Below are 16505 nucleotides of genomic sequence, written 5' to 3'. Positions count from 1 at the left end.
TCCACGGGATCAGCACCGCCCGGGGTCGCCGCCTCCGACTCCCTCGACGACCAGTCCGACCAAAGGTGGAATCCCATGTCCGTATCCGTCGCCGTGGCGGGAGCCTCCGGCTACGCGGGCGGTGAGCTCCTGCGCGTGCTCTCGGCCCATCCCGAGTTCGACGTCAGGACGGTGACGGCGTTCTCGAACGCCGGGCAGCCGCTCATCGCGACGCAGCCGCACCTCCGCTCGCTGTCGCACCTGACGCTCGTCGAGACGACGGCGGAGACGCTGCGCGGCCACGACGTGGTCTTCCTCGCCCTTCCGCACGGACAGTCCGGCGCGATCGCGGCGGAGCTCGGGGACGACGTCCTGGTGGTCGACTGCGGCGCGGACCACCGGCTCACCGACCCCGCAGCGTGGGACGCCTTCTACGGGGGCGAGTACCACGGCTCCTGGACCTACGGCCTGCCGGAACTGCTGCACGCGGCGCCCGTCCCCGGCTCGGCGGACGAGTGGCGCGACGTCGACGACATCCAGACGCAGGGACGGCAGCGGTCGTCGCTCGTCGGGACGAAGCGGATCGCGGTCCCCGGTTGCAACGTGACCGCCGTGACGCTCGGCATCCAGCCGGGCGTCCAGGCCGGGCTGGTCGAGTCGGACGACCTGGTCGCCGTGCTGAGCGTGGGACCCAGCGGCGCGGGCAAGAAGCTCGCCCCCGCCTACCTGGCCTCGGAGATCATGGGGTCGGCGAGCGCCTACGCGGTCGGCGGCACGCACCGGCACATCCCCGAGATCCAGCAGAACCTCGTCGCCGCCGGCGCCTCGGACGTCACGATCTCGTTCACGCCCGTCCTCGTCCCGATGGCCCGCGGCATCCTCGCGACGACCACCGCGAAGCTCGCGCCCGGTGTGCGCGCTCGCGACGTCCGTCTCGCGTGGGAGCAGGCCTACGCCGACGAGCCCTTCGTGCACCTGCTGCCCGAGGGCGAGTTCCCTCGGGTGGCGGACACGATCGGCGCGAACACGGCGCTGATCGGCATCGCCGTCGACGAGGCAGCGGGCCGCGTCGTCGCGGTGACCGCGCTCGACAACCTGGCGAAGGGCACGGCCGGAGCCGCGGTCCAGTCGACGAACATCGCCCTGGGCTTCCCGGAGACCCTCGGCCTCAGCGTGGACGGAGTCGCACCGTGACGGACGCGAGCAACCAGGGCCAGACCGCACCGAGCCTCCAGGGCCAGACCGCACCGAGCGCGCAGACCGGGTCCGGTCTGCAGGGCGTGACCGCCGCCGCTGGCTTCCGCGCCGCCGGCGCGACCGCCGGCCTGAAGGCGAGCGGCAAGCCCGACGTGGCCCTCGTCGTGAACGACGGACCGTCGTCCGCCGTGGCCGCCGTCTTCACGAGCAACCGTGCCCAGGCGCACCCCGTGATCTGGTCCCGTCAGGTCGTCGGGGACGGCGTCGCCCGGGCGGTGTTCCTCAACTCCGGCGGCGCGAACTGCTTCACGGGACCGTTCGGGTTCCAGACCACGCACATGACGGCGGAAGCCGTCGGTGAGTCGCTCGGGATCGGTGCTGGCGACGTCGTGGTCTGCTCCACCGGACTCATCGGCGTCGGTGACCAGACCTTCCGTGACGGCGTGCTCCGCGGTGTCGCGATGACGGCCGGGTCGCTGTCCGCGTCCGGCGGGCCGGATGCCGCCGCGGCGATCATGACGACCGACACCCGATCGAAGCAGTCCGTGGTCACCGAGGACGGCTGGACCGTCGGCGGGATGGCGAAGGGAGCGGGCATGCTCGCGCCCGGCCTCGCGACGATGCTGGTCGTCATCACCACCGACGCGGTCCTCGGGTCGGACGAACTCGACCAGGCGCTCCGCGCAGCGACGCGGGTCACCTTCGACCGCGTCGACTCCGACGGCTGCATGTCCACCAACGACACGGTGGTGCTGATGTCGTCGGCCGCGAGCGGTGTGACCCCGGAGGTCGGCGACTTCCAGGAGGCACTGACCGCGGTCTGTGCGGACCTCGCACGGCAGCTGCAGCAGGACGCCGAGGGCGCCAGCCACGACATCGCGATCTCCGTGGTGAACGCCGCCACCGAGGACGACGCCGTCGCGGTCGGACGGAGCGTGGCACGGAACAACCTGTTCAAGGCGGCGGTCTTCGGCAACGACCCGAACTGGGGCCGGGTGCTCGCGGCGATCGGCACGACCGACGCCGAGTTCGACCCGTACGCGGTGGACGTCTCGATGAACGGTGTGCGCGTCTGTCACGCCGGAGCGCCGGATGCCCCGAGCGACAGCGTCGACCTGACGCCGCGCGACACACACGTCCTCATCGACCTCGGGGTGGGGCCGTACGCCGCGACGATCCTGACCAACGACCTCACGCACGACTACGTGCACGAGAACAGCGCGTACTCCAGCTGATGGGCGACCTGACGAAGCAAGAGGAGCACGAGCTCGCGGCCGTCAAGGCCGCGACGCTCATCGAGTCCCTGCCGTGGCTGAAGCGGTTCTCGGGGAAGATCGTCGTCGTCAAGTTCGGCGGCAACGCGATGGTCAACGAGGACCTGAAGCGCGCCTTCGCCGAGGACATGGTCTACCTCCGCTACGCGGGGCTGCACCCGGTCGTCGTGCACGGCGGCGGACCGCAGATCTCGGCCGCGCTGAAGGAGCAGGGCATCGAGTCCGAGTTCCGTGGCGGGTACCGCGTCACCACGACCGAGGCGATCTCGGTCGTCCGCGACGTCCTCGCGGGCGAGGTGAACCGCGAGATCGTCGACCTGGTGAACGAGCACGGCGCAGGCCTGGCGGTCGGCGTCTTCGGTGACGGTGGATCCCTGTTCACCGGCGAGAAGAAGGGCGTCGTCGTCGACGGCGAGCACTTCGACCTCGGCCACGTCGGCGACATCACCCACGTCGACCCGTCCGGTGTCCTCGCCGCGATCGAGGCCGGCCGCATCCCGGTCGTGTCGAGCATCGCCATCGACGACGCCCACCCCGACCAGGCGCTCAACGTGAACGCCGACGCGGCGGCGGGTGCGCTCGCGATCGCCCTCAAGGCGTCGAAGCTCATGATGCTCACCGACGTCCCCGGGCTGTACCGGAACTGGCCCGACCGCGACTCGATCGTCGACCTCATCGCCGTCGACGAGCTCCGCGAGCTGCTGCCGTCCCTCGAGTCCGGCATGATCCCGAAGATGACCGCGTGCCTCGACGCCGTGGTCGGCGGCGTCGGCGGAGCGACGATCATCGACGGTCGGATCCCGCACTCGATCCTCCTCGAGGTCTTCACCCTGCGGGGTGCGGGCACCGAGGTGATCCCGGACCCGAGCCGGCGCACCGAGAACCAGATGACCCACGCCGAGATCGGCCGACGCGTCGCGTCGCCGACGAGCACGGCCGGCCTGGGCGCCAGCCGCCCGAGCACCGCCGGACGGCACGAAGCCACCACCGAGAACGTCGGCACGACCGAGGAAGGACACGCGCAGTGAGCACCGAGACGCAGACCGAGACCTGGAACGACCGGTTCGGGGCGTCGCTCATGCGATCCCTGACGCCGCCGAAGATCATGCTCGAGCGCGGGCAGGGCTGCCGCGTCTGGGACGTCGAGGGGAAGGAGTACCTGGACTTCCTCGCCGGCATCGCGGTGAACTCCCTCGGCCACGCCCACCCGGCGCTCGTCGAGGCGGTCTCCGACCAGGCCGCCAAGCTCGTGCACGTCTCCAACTACTTCGCGACACCGCCGCAGCTCGAGCTCGCCGAGCGGCTCAAGCGCATCACCGGTGCCGGCGACGCCGGTCGCGTGTACTTCGGCAACTCCGGTGCCGAGGCGAACGAGGCCGCGTTCAAGCTGGCGCGCCTCAACCGGGGCGAGGACGGCCGGAAGACCCGGATCCTCGCGCTCAAGCAGGGCTTCCACGGACGGACGATGGGGGCGCTCGCCCTCACCGGCAAGCCCGCGCTGCAGCAGGACTTCCTGCCGATGATCCCGGGCGTCGAGCACATCGACTCCACGGTGGAGGCGCTCGAGGCCGCGATCGACGACACCGTCGCGGCGCTCATCGTCGAGCCGATCAAGGGCGAGGCCGGCGTGGTCGACCTGCCCGAGGGCTTCCTGCTCGCGGCCCGGCGCCTCACCGAGGAGCACGGCGCCCTCTTCATCCTCGACGAGATCCAGACCGGTGTCGGCCGCACGGGCAACTGGTTCACCTTCCAGGGGCACGGGTTCACCCCGGACGCCGTGACCATCGCGAAGGGCATCGCCGGCGGCTTCCCGATCGGTGCCCTGGTGACCTTCGGCTGGGCGTCCGACCTGTTCTCCGCGGGCCAGCACGGTTCGACCTTCGGCGGCAACCCGCTCGGCACCCGCGTGGCCAACGCCGTGCTGCAGGAGATCGAGCGTGCTGACCTCGTCGCCGGTGCGGTGACGAAGGGCGAGCGCATCCGTGCCGGGATCGCGAGCATCGGTTCGCCCCTCGTGCACGAGGTCCGCGGCACCGGCCTGCTCATCGGCGTCGGGCTGACCGGTCCGGTCGCTGCCGCCGTGAGCGCGGACGCGCTCCAGCGCGGCCTCATCATCAACGCCCCGAACGAATCGAGTCTGCGCATCGCGCCGCCGCTCATCGTGTCCGACGCCGAGATCGACGAGTTCGTGTCGATCCTCGGCCAGAGCCTCGCCGCGGTCGCCGCCGAGCAGGGCACCGCCACCCAGGAGACCTCCGCATGACCCGTCACTTCCTCCGCGACGACGACCTCTCGCAGGCCGAGCAGTCCGCGATCCTCGACCTCGCCGTGCAGATGAAGGCAGACCGCTGGGGCCGGAAGCCCCTCGCCGGTCCGCAGTCCGTCGCGGTGATCTTCGACAAGTCGTCGACCCGCACCCGCGTGTCCTTCCACGTCGGCATCTCCGACCTCGGCGGCAGCCCGCTCGTCATCACGACGGCGAACAGCCAGCTCGGCGGCAAGGAGACCCCGTCGGACACCGCACGCGTGCTCGAGCGCATGGTGTCGGCCATCGTCTGGCGGACCTACGGACAGGCCGGGCTCGAGGAGATGGCGGCGGACACCACCGTGCCCGTGGTGAACGCCCTCTCCGACGACTTCCACCCCTGCCAGCTCCTCGCCGACCTCCTGACCATCCGCGAGCACCGCGGGACCCTGGCCGGGCAGACCGTCGCGTTCGTCGGCGACGGCGCGAGCAACATGGCGCAGTCGTACCTGCTCGCCGGCGCGACCGCGGGCATGCACGTCCGGGTCGCCGCTCCTGCGGAGTTCGCGCCCACGGCCGAGGTGGTCACCGACGCCGAGCAGCGCGCCGCGGAGACCGGCGGATCCGTCCTGGTCGTCACCGACCCCGTGGCGGCCGTGGCCGGCGCGGACGTCGTCGTCACGGACACCTGGGTGTCGATGGGCAAGGAGGACGAGAAGCAGGCACGTCTCGACACGTTCAACGGCTACCGCGTGGACGACGACCTGATGGCGCACGCCGCCGACGACGCCGTGTTCATGCACTGCCTCCCCGCTGACCGAGGGTTCGAGGTGACCGCCGAGGTGATCGACGGCCCGCGCAGCATCATCTGGGACGAGGCGGAGAACCGTCTGCACGCCCAGAAGGCGCTCCTCGCGTGGCTCCTCGCCGCCAACGGCGGTGCGCCCGTGCACACCGCGAGCGTGGACGCGACCGTGAGCGCCCCCGGCGTCTGACCCGGAGAGCACAGTGGCAGACCGCGTCGTCCTCGCGTACTCCGGGGGACTCGACACCTCCGTCGCGATCGGCTGGCTGCGCGACACCACCGGCAAGGACGTCGTCGCGCTCGTCGTCGACGTCGGTCAGCGCGGCGAGGACCTCGCGGTCGTCCGACAGCGCGCGCTCGACTGCGGCGCCGTCGAGTCCATCGTCGTCGACGCGAGGGACGAGTTCGCCGACGACCACATCGCTCCGGCCATCAAGGCGAACGCCCTCCACCAGAAGCGGCACCCGCTGGTCTCGGCACTGAGTCGCCCGCTGGTGGCGAAGCACCTCGCCCTCACCGCGAAGCAATTGGGAGCGGACAGCATCGCCCACGGGTGCACCGGTGCGGGCAACGACCAGGTCCGCTTCGAGGCCGCCGTCGCCGCGATCGCCCCGGACCTCGCGACCCTCGCACCGATGCGCGACCTCGGACTGACCCGCACCCGGGCGGTGGCGTACGCAGCGGAACGGGCGCTGCCGGTCGAGCCGTCGGTCCGGTCGCCGTACTCCGTCGACCAGGACCTCTGGGGCCGTGCCGTCGACGCAGGCCCGCTCGAGGACCCGTGGAGCGCCCCGGCCGAGGAGCTCTACGCCACGACGCAGGACCCGACCGTCCCCCGGGACCCGGACGAGGTCACCATCACGTTCGAGCAGGGCGTGCCGGTGGCCATCGACGGACAGCGGTTCAGCGTGCTGCGTATCGTGCAGGAGCTCGACGCGCTCGCCGGCAAGCACGGGGTCGGCCGGCTCGACGTGGTCGAGGACCGCGTGATCGGCGTGAAGGCGCGCGTGGTCTACGAAGCACCGGCGGCGGTCGCCCTCATCGCCGCCCACGAGGAACTCGAGAACCTCACGCTCGAGCGTGACGTGCTCCGCTTCAAGCGGCAGGCGGAGGCCGAGTGGGCCGACCTGGTGTACGACGGGCTGTGGTTCGGCGGCCTCAAGCGCAGCCTCGACGCGTTCATCGACCACACCCAGCTCCGCGTCGCGGGCGACGTCCGGCTGCGCCTGCACGGCGGACGCGCGGTCGTCACGGGCAGGCGGTCGGGCCAGAGCCTCTACGACTTCGAGCTCGCGACGGACGACGCCGGCGGAGCGGCCGACCAGTCGCGCGCGAAGGGGTTCACCGACACCTGGGCACTCCCCGGAAGGATCGCCGCCCGCCGCGACCGGGCCGACTAGCACCGGCACCGGCACCGGCACCGGCACGAGCACCACCACCAGCACGAGCACCACCACCAGCACCCGACCCCACGACGAACGAGCAGAGCGAGACATGACCGACGCGAACCAGCCCGCCGCCAAGACCGACGCCACCAACACCGGCGCCCTCTGGGGCGGCCGCTTCGCCGACGGCCCGAGCGCAGAGCTCGCCGAGCTGTCCCGCTCGACGCAGTTCGACTGGCAGCTCGCCCCCTACGACCTCGCCGGGTCCCGCGCCCACGCCCGCGCGCTCCACACCGCGGGGTACCTGACCGAGGACGAGCTCGACCGCATGCTCGGCGGCCTCGACCGGCTGCAGGAGCAGTACGACGCCGGGGAGCTGCGACCGGACGACGGCGACGAGGACGTGCACGGCGCGCTCGAACGGCTCCTCATCGTCGACCTCGGGCCCGAGCTCGGCGGCAAGCTCCGCGCCGGACGCAGCCGCAACGACCAGATCGCGACCCTCGGCCGGATGCACATGCTCGACCACGGCCGCCGCATCGGGCACCTGGTCATCGACCTCGTGGACGCGATCTCCCAGCAGGCCAGCGAGCACCCGGGCGCGATCATGCCGGGCCGCACCCACCTGCAGCACGCGCAGCCGGTCCTCCTGGCCCACCACCTCCTCGCGCACGCATGGCCGCTGGTCCGGGACCTCGAGCGGCTCCGTGACTGGGCGGACCGGGCGAGCGTGAGTCCGTACGGTGCCGGTGCGCTGGCGGGCAGCTCGTTGGGGCTCGACCCGACGGCGATCGCCCGGGAGCTCGGCTTCGCGCGCCCGGCAGACAACTCGATCGACGCGACGGCGGCGCGCGACGTGGTGGCGGAGTTCGCGTTCGTCCTCGCCCAGGTCGGCATCGACCTGTCCCGCCTGGCCGAGGAGATCATCCTCTGGAACACGAAGGAGTTCGGGTTCGTCCGGCTGCACGACGCGTTCTCGACCGGGTCGAGCATCATGCCGCAGAAGAAGAACCCGGACATCGCCGAGCTCGCCCGTGGCAAGTCCGGCCGGCTCATCGGCAACCTGACGGGTCTCCTCGCGACGCTCAAGGGCTTGCCGCTCGCGTACAACCGCGATCTGCAGGAGGACAAGGAGCCCGTCTTCGACTCGGTCGCCCAGCTCGAGGTGCTGCTGCCGGCCTTCACCGGCATGGTGGCGACGCTGTCCTTCGACACCGACCGGATGGCCGAGCTCGCACCGCAGGGGTTCTCGCTCGCCACGGACGTGGCCGAGTGGCTCGTCCGGCAGGGGGTCCCGTTCCGCGACGCGCACGAGGTCTCCGGTGCGCTGGTCCGCCACTGCGAGGAGCGCGGCATCGAGCTCGACCAACCCACCGACGACGAGTACCGGGCGGTGTCGGAACACCTCACACCCGAGGTGCGCGGCGTCCTCACGATCGAGGGCAGCGTCGCGTCCCGGGCCGGTGCCGGCGGCACGGCACCCGACCGTGTCGCCGACCAGCTGGCGTCGCTGACCCGCCGGGTGCACGACCTGGCGCAGGGAGCACCGTTCACACGATGACCGATCCCGTCCTCGCGCTCCTCGCCGAGCCGGCACCGGTGTCCGCGCCGGCGCTGCTCGGGGCGACGATCGCCGGGAAGGGCGTCACGCTGCGGATCACCGAGGTCGAGGCCTACTTCGGCCCCACCGATCCCGGTTCCCACGGGCACCGCGGACCGACGGCACGCAACCGGCACCTCTTCGGACCGCCCGGAACGCTGTACGCCTACCGGTCCTACGGCATCCACACGTGCGTCAACGTGGTGAGCGGGGCCGAGGGGGTGTCCTCCGGGTCGCTCCTGCGCGCCGCGGAGGTCGTCGACGGCGTCGCGACCGCCCGGGAGCGTCGCGGTCCGTCCGTCGCCGACGTCGCGCTGGCCCGCGGGCCGGGCAACCTGGGCAGCGCCGTCGGCGCCGTCCTCGGCGAGGACGACGGCACCGGACTCCTCGACGGTCGCGGCCCCTACCTGCTCACGTTGGCACCCGGTCTGGAGGCGCGGATCGCCTCCTCCGGTCCGGCCCGCGTCATCGAGGAACTCCTGTCCGAGACCCGCTCCGGACCGGGCGGAGTCGGAACGGTCCCGCGGATCTCCCGGGGCCCGCGCACCGGCGTCGGCGGCGTCGCCGGAGGTGCGGGGTACCCCTGGCGGTTCTGGTTGACCGGTGAGCCGACGGTCTCGCCCTACCGACGGCACCCGGGGGCACTGGACTGAGCCGCGTCGGCGCGATCGGCGAGACGCTGCTGGTCGGTGCCGGGACCGGCGGGGCGGAGCCGAGCCGCGCCTCCCGATCGCTCCCTCGCCGCTACGATGGCGAGGTGTCCAGTGAATCCGCTCACGATGTCCTGACGCGCCAGCAGAACGACCCGACCTTCGCCTCGGTCTGGGACGAACTGCGCTGGCGTGATCTGGTGCACGTCTCCACCGACGAGACGGCGCTGAAGGAGGCCCTCGACGGTGAGCCGATCACGTACTACTGCGGTTTCGACCCGACCGCGGCCTCGCTGCACTGCGGCAACCTCCTGCAGCTCCTGACGATGCGTCGGATCCAGCTCGCCGGGCACCGGCCGCTCGCGCTGGTGGGCGGTTCGACCGGCCTGATCGGCGATCCGCGGCCGACGGCGGAGCGGACGCTGAACACCCCGGAGACGGTGGCCGACTGGGTGACCCGACTGCAGGGCCAGGTGTCGCGCTTCCTCAGCCCGGACGGTGACAACGGCGTCCGGTTGGTCAACAACCTCGACTGGACGGCCCCGCTGTCGGCCATCGACTTCCTCCGCGACATCGGCAAGTACTTCCGGGTCAACTCGATGCTGAAGAAGGACGCCGTGGCGGCGCGTCTGAACTCGGACGCCGGCATCAGCTACACGGAGTTCAGCTACCAGATCCTGCAGGGCCTGGACTACCGCGAACTCTTCCTGCAGTACGGGTGCACGTTGCAGACCGGCGGGTCCGACCAGTGGGGCAACCTGACCTCGGGCACGGAGCTGATCCGGCGCACCGAGGGGAAGTCCGTGCACGCGTTGGGGACGCCCCTCATCACGAACTCGGACGGCACGAAGTTCGGCAAGAGCGAGGGCAACGCGATCTGGCTCGACCCGGAGATGACCTCGCCCTACGCCTTCTACCAGTTCTGGCTCAACACGTCGGACTCCGACGTGGTCGCGCGACTGCGGCAGTTCACGTTCCTGTCCCGTGCCGAGGTCGAGCGCCTCGAGCAGGCAGTGGCCGACGAGCCCTTCCGACGAGAGGCCCAGCGCACCCTCGCGTTCGAGGTGACCGCGATCGTGCACGGACCCGACGCGACGCAGGCGGCGATCGATGCGTCGGCGGCGTTGTTCGGCAACGGCGACCTGGGTGCCCTCGACACGGCGACCCTGCGGTCGGCGATCGCTGAGCTCCCGGGGTCAGTGACCCTCGCCGGCGACGCGGACGTGGCGCGCGCGCTCGTCGACACCGAACTCGTGAAGTCCCTCGGCGAGGCACGGCGCGCGATCGACCAGGGTGGCGTGTACGTGAACAACACCCGTGCGGAGGACCCGGCGACCCCGCTGGCAGAACTCGCACTGCCCGGGGGAGTGCTCGTGCTCCGTCGTGGCAAGAAGACCCTCGCGGGCGTGACGATCTCCTGACCGCGGACGCTCGACGGTGCCCGGTTCCCCACGTGGGAGCCGGGCACCGTTGCGTTCCGGCGGTGTGTTGCAGAACGCGACACGCCCGAGATGTGGGCTGCCTTGGCGCACCCGCCGAACCGTGCGTATAGTTCTTACTCGTCACCCCAAAGGTGCGGCGGAGCGGCTGGAGCGAAAGCCCAGAGCACGCCGGCCCTCAAGCGGGACCATCCTCCACTGAAGTTCAGAACCGGCCTTGCGCTGGATCGCTTCGACGCCTAGGATGACTACTCCACCGGTTCTCTCCCACGGGATGAGCCACTGGACCTCCGGGTCCGACGACACACCGGTGGTCGGAACCAAGAACGAAAGCCTCTCTGGCGGAACACCTTGATGGTGTCGAGTGGGGAGTGCGTCTGGTCCTTGAGAACTCAACAGCGTGCACATTGTCAATGCCAATTTATTGACCCCGTGCCTGATCAACTCTGGTTGGTTGGGTCGGAGACAATTCCTTTTGGATTGAAGATTGTCAGTAGACAGTCAACAGTCAGAATCAACTCGGTCTGATGCCTTCGGGTGTTGGGTCTGTATTTTTTTACGGAGAGTTTGATCCTGGCTCAGGACGAACGCTGGCGGCGTGCTTAACACATGCAAGTCGAACGATGATGCCCAGCTTGCTGGGTGGATTAGTGGCGAACGGGTGAGTAACACGTGAGTAACCTGCCCCTGACTCTGGGATAAGCGTTGGAAACGACGTCTAATACTGGATATGACTGCCGGCCGCATGGTCTGGTGGTGGAAAGATTTTTTGGTTGGGGATGGACTCGCGGCCTATCAGCTTGTTGGTGAGGTAATGGCTCACCAAGGCGACGACGGGTAGCCGGCCTGAGAGGGTGACCGGCCACACTGGGACTGAGACACGGCCCAGACTCCTACGGGAGGCAGCAGTGGGGAATATTGCACAATGGGCGAAAGCCTGATGCAGCAACGCCGCGTGAGGGATGACGGCCTTCGGGTTGTAAACCTCTTTTAGTAGGGAAGAAGCGAAAGTGACGGTACCTGCAGAAAAAGCACCGGCTAACTACGTGCCAGCAGCCGCGGTAATACGTAGGGTGCAAGCGTTGTCCGGAATTATTGGGCGTAAAGAGCTCGTAGGCGGTTTGTCGCGTCTGCTGTGAAATCCCGAGGCTCAACCTCGGGCTTGCAGTGGGTACGGGCAGACTAGAGTGCGGTAGGGGAGATTGGAATTCCTGGTGTAGCGGTGGAATGCGCAGATATCAGGAGGAACACCGATGGCGAAGGCAGATCTCTGGGCCGTAACTGACGCTGAGGAGCGAAAGCATGGGGAGCGAACAGGATTAGATACCCTGGTAGTCCATGCCGTAAACGTTGGGCGCTAGATGTAGGGACCTTTCCACGGTTTCTGTGTCGTAGCTAACGCATTAAGCGCCCCGCCTGGGGAGTACGGCCGCAAGGCTAAAACTCAAAGGAATTGACGGGGGCCCGCACAAGCGGCGGAGCATGCGGATTAATTCGATGCAACGCGAAGAACCTTACCAAGGCTTGACATACACCGGAAACGGCCAGAGATGGTCGCCCCCTTGTGGTCGGTGTACAGGTGGTGCATGGTTGTCGTCAGCTCGTGTCGTGAGATGTTGGGTTAAGTCCCGCAACGAGCGCAACCCTCGTTCTATGTTGCCAGCGCGTTATGGCGGGGACTCATAGGAGACTGCCGGGGTCAACTCGGAGGAAGGTGGGGATGACGTCAAATCATCATGCCCCTTATGTCTTGGGCTTCACGCATGCTACAATGGCCGGTACAAAGGGCTGCGATACCGTAAGGTGGAGCGAATCCCAAAAAGCCGGTCTCAGTTCGGATTGAGGTCTGCAACTCGACCTCATGAAGTCGGAGTCGCTAGTAATCGCAGATCAGCAACGCTGCGGTGAATACGTTCCCGGGCCTTGTACACACCGCCCGTCAAGTCATGAAAGTCGGTAACACCCGAAGCCGGTGGCCTAACCCTTGTGGAAGGAGCCGTCGAAGGTGGGATCGGTGATTAGGACTAAGTCGTAACAAGGTAGCCGTACCGGAAGGTGCGGCTGGATCACCTCCTTTCTAAGGAGCATCTGGCATCGTCGTGTCCTTCTGTTGGAGGGTGTGGTGGTGTCCAGGCGCCGAGTAACCCGAACGTGGTTGCCGGTAGCTCATGGGTGGAACATTGACAGTGCAGTCGTCAGCGCAGCTGCCGATCTCAGTACGTCCTGCTTGCAGGTCGGGAACGGGTTGGTGGGGAGCGCAGGTGGCTGGTGCACGTTGTTGGGTCCTGAGGGACCAGGCTTCCTGCCAGGGGTGGGGACACGTTGTGTGTTCTTGCTGGTGGTGGGGGTTGAGCTGTGCGGAGTGATCCGTGCTGGTTCTTCGAGTGGGCTGCATGAAGCTGACGCGTTGGCGTTGGGGGAGTGTGGTGCCGATCGTATGTTGAGAACTACACAGTGGACGCGAGCATCTTAGATCGCTCGTGATGATGACGAAGCCTTTCGGGTGGTTGTTGTTGTTTCGAGTCGATCGCAATTTTAATCTTTGTGGTCAAGTTTCTAAGAGCAAACGGTGGATGCCTTGGCATCTGGAGCCGAAGAAGGACGTAGAAATCTGCGATAAGCCTCGGGGAGCTGATAATCGAGCTGTGAGCCGAGGATTTCCGAATGGGGAAACCCCGCTGGGCGCTTTTGTGACCTGGTGACTCCCGCCTGAATATATAGGGCGGGTAGAGGGAACGTGGGGAAGTGAAACATCTCAGTACCCACAGGAAGAGAAAACAACATGTGATTCCGTGAGTAGTGGCGAGCGAAAGCGGATGAGGCTAAACCGATCATGTGTGATAGCCGGCGGGCGTTGCATGGTCGGGGTTGTGGGACACGTCGCTCAGTTCTGCCGGACTGGGGCGGTTACAGCGCATCATAGTCGAACTGGTTGGAAAGCCGGGCCGTAGTGGGTGATAGCCCCGTAGACGAAATGGTGTTATGGCCGGATGTGTATCCCAAGTAGCACGGGGCCCGAGAAATCCCGTGTGAATCTGTCAGGACCACCTGATAAGCCTAAATACTCCCAGATGACCGATAGCGGACAAGTACCGTGAGGGAAAGGTGAAAAGTACCCCGGGAGGGGAGTGAAATAGTACCTGAAACCGTTTGCTTACAAACCGTCGGAGCCTCCTTGTAGGGGTGACGGCGTGCCTTTTGAAGAATGAGCCTGCGAGTTAGTGATATGTGGCGAGGTTAACCCGTGTGGGGCAGCCGTAGCGAAAGCGAGTCTGAATAGGGCGAATCAGTCGCATGTCCTAGACCCGAAGCGAAGTGATCTATCCATGGCCAGGTTGAAGCGACGGTAAGACGTCGTGGAGGACCGAACCCACTTCAGTTGAAAATGGAGGGGATGAGCTGTGGATAGGGGTGAAAGGCCAATCAAACTTCGTGATAGCTGGTTCTCTCCGAAATGCATTTAGGTGCAGCGTTGCGTGTTTCTCGCCGGAGGTAGAGCTACTGGATGGCCGATGGGCCTCAACAGGTTACTGACGTCAGCCAAACTCCGAATGCCGGTGAGTGAGAGCGCAGCAGTGAGACGGTGGGGGATAAGCTTCATCGTCGAGAGGGAAACAACCCAGACTACCAACTAAGGCCCCTAAGCGTGTGCTAAGTGGGAAAGGATGTGGAGTTGCACAGACAACCAGGAGGTTGGCTTAGAAGCAGCCACCCTTGAAAGAGTGCGTAATAGCTCACTGGTCAAGTGATTCCGCGCCGACAATGTAACGGGGCTCAAGCACACCGCCGAAGTTGTAGATTTCGCACACCGATAAGCCTTCGTGGTTCAGTCGTGCGGAGTGGTAGGAGAGCGTCGTGTGGCGAGTGAAGCGGCGGAGTGATCCAGCCGTGGACGCTACACGAGTGAGAATGCAGGCATGAGTAGCGAAAGACGGGTGAGAAACCCGTCCTCCGAAAGACCAAGGGTTCCAGGGCCAGGTTAATCCGCCCTGGGTAAGTCGGGACCTAAGGCGAGGCCGACAGGCGTAGTCGATGGACAACGGGTTGATATTCCCGTACCGGCGAACAACCGCCCAAGCTAATCCAGTGGTGCTAAGAGTCCTAACCCGGTATCAGCGGATCCCTTCGGGGTGATGCGGTCCGGTCTAACGCTCGACCCCATGCTGGTGCGGTTAGCGTATGAACAGGTGTGACGCAGGAAGGTAGCTGAGCCAGGCGATGGTATCCGTAAGGTGAACCTGGTGTAAGGATGTAGGGCTGACGATAGGCAAATCCGTCGTCTGTATGCCTGAGATCCGACGCGTACCCGTAAGGGGAAATCAGTGATCCTATGCTGCCGAGAAAAGCATCGACGCGAGGTTGCAGCCGCCCGTACCCGAAACCGACTCAGGTGGTCAGGTAGAGAATACCAAGGAGATCGAGAGAATCGTGGTTAAGGAACTCGGCAAAATGCCCCCGTAACTTCGGGAGAAGGGGGGCCGGACACGTGATACGGACTTGCTTCGTTGAGCGTTGAAGGCCGCAGAGACCAGTGGGAAGCGACTGTTTACTAAAAACACAGGTCCGTGCGAAGTCGCAAGACGATGTATACGGACTGACGCCTGCCCGGTGCTGGAAGGTTAAGAGGAGGGGTTAGCCTTTGGGCGAAGCTCTGAATTTAAGCCCCAGTAAACGGCGGTGGTAACTATAACCATCCTAAGGTAGCGAAATTCCTTGTCGGGTAAGTTCCGACCTGCACGAATGGCGTAACGACTTCCCAGCTGTCTCAACCGCGAACTCGGCGAAATTGCACTACGAGTAAAGATGCTCGTTACGCGCAGCAGGACGGAAAGACCCCGTGACCTTTACTACAGTTTGGTATTGGTGTTCGGAGTGGCTTGTGTAGGATAGGTGGGAGACTGTGAAGCGGGCACGCTAGTGTTCGTGGAGTCATTGTTGAAATACCACTCTGGTCACTTTGGATGTCTAACGTAGGACCCTGATCGGGTTCATGGACAGTGCCTGATGGGTAGTTTAACTGGGGCGGTTGCCTCCCAAAGAGTAACGGAGGCGCCCAAAGGTTCCCTCAACCTGGTTGGCAATCAGGTGGCGAGTGTAAGTGCACAAGGGAGCTTGACTGTGAGACTGACAGGTCGAGCAGGGACGAAAGTCGGGACTAGTGATCCGGCAGTGGCTTGTGGAAGCGCTGTCGCTCAACGGATAAAAGGTACCTCGGGGATAACAGGCTGATCTTGCCCAAGAGTCCATATCGACGGCATGGTTTGGCACCTCGATGTCGGCTCGTCGCATCCTGGGGCTGGAGTAGGTCCCAAGGGTTGGGCTGTTCGCCCATTAAAGCGGTACGCGAGCTGGGTTTAGAACGTCGTGAGACAGTTCGGTCCCTATCCGCTGCGCGCGTTGGAAATTTGAGAAGATCTATCCCTAGTACGAGAGGACCGGGATGGACGAACCTCTGGTGTGTCAGTTGTTCTGCCAAGGGCACCGCTGATTAGCTACGTTCGGACCGGATAACCGCTGAAAGCATCTAAGCGGGAAGCCGTCTTCGAGATGAGATTTCCATGCACCTTGAGTGTGAGAGGCTCCCAGCAGACTACTGGGTTGATAGGCCGGATGTGGAAGCGGGGACTAACGACCCGTGGAGCTGACCGGTACTAATAAGCCGAAGACTTGACAACACAACTATTTCCCACACCCTCACGGGTGTGGGGCTCGCGTCCACTTTGTGGTTCCCGACAGACGATCGGGAACACGAAATTGAACACCGCATGCATGCGGGAACAGCTTCATGATTCCAAGCGATTGGGTCGAAGGTGTTCCGGTGGTCATAGCGAGAGGGAAACGCCCGGTCACATTCCGAACCCGGAAGCTAAGCCTCTCAGCGCCGATGGTACTGCAAGGGGGACCTTGTGGGAGAGTAGGACGCCGCCGGAC

Annotated in this window: 8 protein-coding genes, 3 rRNA genes and 1 pseudogene; all 12 read left to right on the top strand. The window is 66.1% G+C overall.

From position 1 onward, the window contains the following. Positions 1 to 75 precede the first annotated feature (75 nt). The 12 genes and pseudogenes from AAEP86_RS01485 (at position 76) to rrf (ending at position 16505) form a co-directional block, all read left to right on the top strand. Positions 76 to 1173, top strand: a complete 1098-nt coding sequence (locus tag AAEP86_RS01485; RefSeq protein WP_420368806.1) for an N-acetyl-gamma-glutamyl-phosphate reductase — start codon at positions 76 to 78, stop codon at positions 1171 to 1173. An 86-nt stretch (positions 1174 to 1259) separates the two neighbouring features. After that, on the top strand, positions 1260 to 2411 hold the full coding sequence (gene argJ, locus AAEP86_RS01480) for a bifunctional glutamate N-acetyltransferase/amino-acid acetyltransferase ArgJ (RefSeq protein WP_420370429.1): 1152 nt from the start codon (positions 1260 to 1262) through the stop codon (positions 2409 to 2411). Beyond that, positions 2411 to 3310 (top strand): annotated as a pseudogene (gene argB, locus AAEP86_RS01475) (acetylglutamate kinase); the annotation flags it as partial. The gene argJ and the pseudogene argB, both read left to right, overlap by 1 nt. Before the next feature lie 164 nt (positions 3311 to 3474). After that, positions 3475 to 4713: an acetylornithine transaminase gene (locus AAEP86_RS01470; RefSeq protein WP_420368805.1), complete on the top strand. Its 1239-nt coding sequence runs from the start codon at positions 3475 to 3477 to the stop codon at positions 4711 to 4713. Beyond that, on the top strand, positions 4710 to 5690 hold the full coding sequence (argF, locus tag AAEP86_RS01465) for an ornithine carbamoyltransferase (protein WP_420368804.1): 981 nt from the start codon (positions 4710 to 4712) through the stop codon (positions 5688 to 5690). Before AAEP86_RS01470 ends, argF begins: the two co-directional genes overlap by 4 nt. A gap of 13 nt (positions 5691 to 5703) precedes the next feature. Further along, entirely contained in the window at positions 5704 to 6900 is a 1197-nt protein-coding gene (locus tag AAEP86_RS01460) for an argininosuccinate synthase (RefSeq protein ID WP_420368803.1), read from the top strand. A 94-nt stretch (positions 6901 to 6994) separates the two neighbouring features. After that, positions 6995 to 8446 carry an argininosuccinate lyase gene (gene argH, locus AAEP86_RS01455; RefSeq protein ID WP_420368802.1) on the top strand — a complete coding sequence of 484 codons (1452 nt, stop codon included), beginning with the start codon at positions 6995 to 6997 and terminating at the stop codon, positions 8444 to 8446. Then, positions 8443 to 9138 (top strand): DNA-3-methyladenine glycosylase, encoded by a 696-nt coding sequence (locus AAEP86_RS01450; protein ID WP_420368801.1) that lies wholly within the window; start codon positions 8443 to 8445, stop codon positions 9136 to 9138. The genes argH and AAEP86_RS01450 overlap by 4 nt, the downstream gene beginning before the upstream one ends. A gap of 104 nt (positions 9139 to 9242) precedes the next feature. Continuing rightward, positions 9243 to 10556 (top strand): tyrosine--tRNA ligase, encoded by a 1314-nt coding sequence (tyrS, locus tag AAEP86_RS01445; protein WP_420368800.1) that lies wholly within the window; start codon positions 9243 to 9245, stop codon positions 10554 to 10556. Positions 10557 to 11129: 573 nt separating this feature from the next. After that, positions 11130 to 12651, top strand: a 16S ribosomal RNA gene (locus AAEP86_RS01440). Between the two features lie 469 nt (positions 12652 to 13120). Next, positions 13121 to 16249 (top strand): 23S ribosomal RNA (locus tag AAEP86_RS01435). 139 nt (positions 16250 to 16388) lie between these two features. After that, a 5S ribosomal RNA gene (rrf, locus tag AAEP86_RS01430) occupies positions 16389 to 16505 on the top strand. Together the 16S, 23S and 5S rRNA genes form the textbook arrangement of a ribosomal RNA operon.

This window comes from Curtobacterium sp. L1-20 (assembly GCF_048755855.1).
GTDB lineage: Bacteria > Actinomycetota > Actinomycetes > Actinomycetales > Microbacteriaceae > Curtobacterium.
The sequence above is the reverse complement of the archived record's forward strand: the minus strand, read 5'-3'. Positions and strand labels throughout refer to the sequence as shown.